This is a genomic window from Nocardioides sp. CPCC 206348, from assembly GCF_048654705.1.
In the GTDB taxonomy this organism is placed as follows: Bacteria; Actinomycetota; Actinomycetes; order Propionibacteriales; family Nocardioidaceae; genus Nocardioides.
In genome coordinates this window covers 30,969-32,956 of sequence record NZ_JBMCZA010000220.1, presented here as the reverse complement: position 1 = coordinate 32,956, position 1,988 = coordinate 30,969, and the positions used below count along the sequence as shown (strand labels likewise).

The 1,988-nt window shown below is 72.6% G+C and carries 2 protein-coding genes; both read right to left on the bottom strand.

The window, feature by feature from the left end; genetic code table 11:
- Positions 1-203: 203 nt before the first annotated feature.
- Positions 204-1,025 (bottom strand): ABC transporter ATP-binding protein, encoded by an 822-nt coding sequence (locus ACOADB_RS24760; RefSeq protein WP_378605109.1) that lies wholly within the window; start codon positions 1,023-1,025, stop codon positions 204-206.
- On the bottom strand, positions 1,022-1,988 hold a 967-nt coding region (locus ACOADB_RS24755; RefSeq protein ID WP_378605106.1), incomplete at its 5' end, for a FecCD family ABC transporter permease. The genes ACOADB_RS24755 and ACOADB_RS24760, both read right to left, overlap by 4 nt.

The following is a 1,988-nucleotide window of genomic DNA, read 5'->3' as shown; positions in this document are numbered from 1 at the left end:
ACCGGCTCCAGCGGCTCGGCCGACCCGTGGTGGGTCAGGCCTGCGGTGAGGGCGCCCGCGGCGAGGGTGGTGGCAAGGGTCAGGCGAAGGAGGGGCAGTCGCACAGGTCCATGCGACAGGGCGCGGGTGGGCGTCCAGCGTGCTGCGGGTGGATGTCGCGCGACAGCCCCGTGAACAAAGAATCCAGTTGGCTGGGGTGCCGGTCAGTCCCCGGACGGCACGATCATCGGCGTGCCCGCAACGGGGTCCGGCACGACGACGCAACCCAGTCCGAAGGCCCGTTCGACGAGTGCGGCGGTCACGACTTCGACGGGGGCGCCCTCGGCCAGGACCTCGCCGTCGCACATCACCACGAGGTGGTCGCTGTAGCGACAGGCGAGGTTGAGGTCGTGCAGCACGGTCACGATCGTGCGGCCGGTCTCGCGGTTGAGCGTGCGCAGCAGGCGCAGGAGGTCGACCTGGTGTGCGATGTCGAGGAAGGTCGTCGGCTCGTCGAGCAGCAGCAGGTCGGTCTCCTGGGCCAGGGCCATGGCGACCCACACCCGCTGGCGTTGCCCGCCGGAGAGCTCGTGCAGGGGCCGGGCGATCAGCGATGCCGTGTCGGTGGCGTCCAGCGCCGCGGCCACGGCGTCGTCGTCCCGGGCCGACCAGTGCCGGAACCAGCCCTGGTGCGGGTGCCGGCCCCGCGACACCAGGTCGCCCACCGTGATCCCGTCCGGCGCGACGGGGGTCTGCGGGAGCAGCCCGAGGATCCGGGCCACCTCGCGCGAGCCGTGGTCGAGGATGGGCGTGCCGTCGAGCAGGACCTCGCCGGCGCGCGGGCGCAGCAGTCGGGCGAGCCCGCGCAGCAGGGTCGACTTGCCGCATGCATTGGCACCCACGATGGCGGTGACCCGGCCATCGAGGATGTCGAGGTCCAGGTCGCGTACGACGGTCCTGTCGTCGTACCCGAGAGCGAGGCCGCGGGCCGCGAGGCGGGCGGTGGTGTGTTCGACGGCTGGGGTCTCGGTGATGGGCAGGGTCATCCGCCCACTCCTCTCCGGTTGGTGGTGGCCAGCAGCCACAGGAGGTACGGCGCCCCGACGGCCCCCGTGACGACGCCGGTCGGCATCTCGATGGGAAGGACCTGGACGGCGATGTAGTCGGCGACCAGGCACAGGACCGCGCCGACGGCTCCCGCAGCCACGATGCCGCCGCGCGCCGGGCCGAGCAGTCGGTCCGCGACCGGGCCGGCCACCAGCGCGACGAAGGCGATCGGGCCGGCGACGGCCGTGGCCAGAGCCGTGAGCAGGACCCCGACGCCGAGCAGCAGGAGGCGCGTGGGTTCCAGACGGGTGCCGAGCCCGCGGGCGGTGTCGTCGCCGAGCTCGACGTTGCGCAGCATCCGTTGCAGGACGGGCACGGTGGGCGCCAGCAGCAGCAGGCACACCAGCAGCACGTTGTTCTCGGTGTCGCCGGCCTGGCCGATCGATCCGGTGAGCCAGTGCAGGGCTTCGCGCGCTTCGGTGAGCGAGGTCCGGGTGAGCAGGAAGCCGGTGATGCTGGTGGCGAACGCCGACATCCCGATCCCGATCAGGATGAACCGGTAGCCCGAGACGCCGTCGCGCCAGGCGAGCAGGTACATCGCGGTCGCGAACACCAGGGCGCCGACGAGCGCGAGCACCGGGATGCTCGGGCCGGACAGTGCCGGGACGGCGAGACCGGCCACCGCGAACACGCTGGCGCCGGCCGAGATCCCGACGAAGTCCGGCGAGGCCAGCGGATTGCGGAGCAGCTGCTGGAAGATCGTGCCGGCGGCGCCGAGCGCGAGTCCGACGCCGATGGCCGCCTTGACCTGGGGGACGGCCAGGTCCTGGACGATGAAGTCCACGGCGGGGTTGTCGCCGGTGCCCAGGAGCGAGCCCAGCACCTGGCTGAAGCTCAGGCGGACCGAGCCGAAGCAGAGCGTCAGCAGGCTCAGCAGCAGCGCGACACCCAGCAGCACGGTC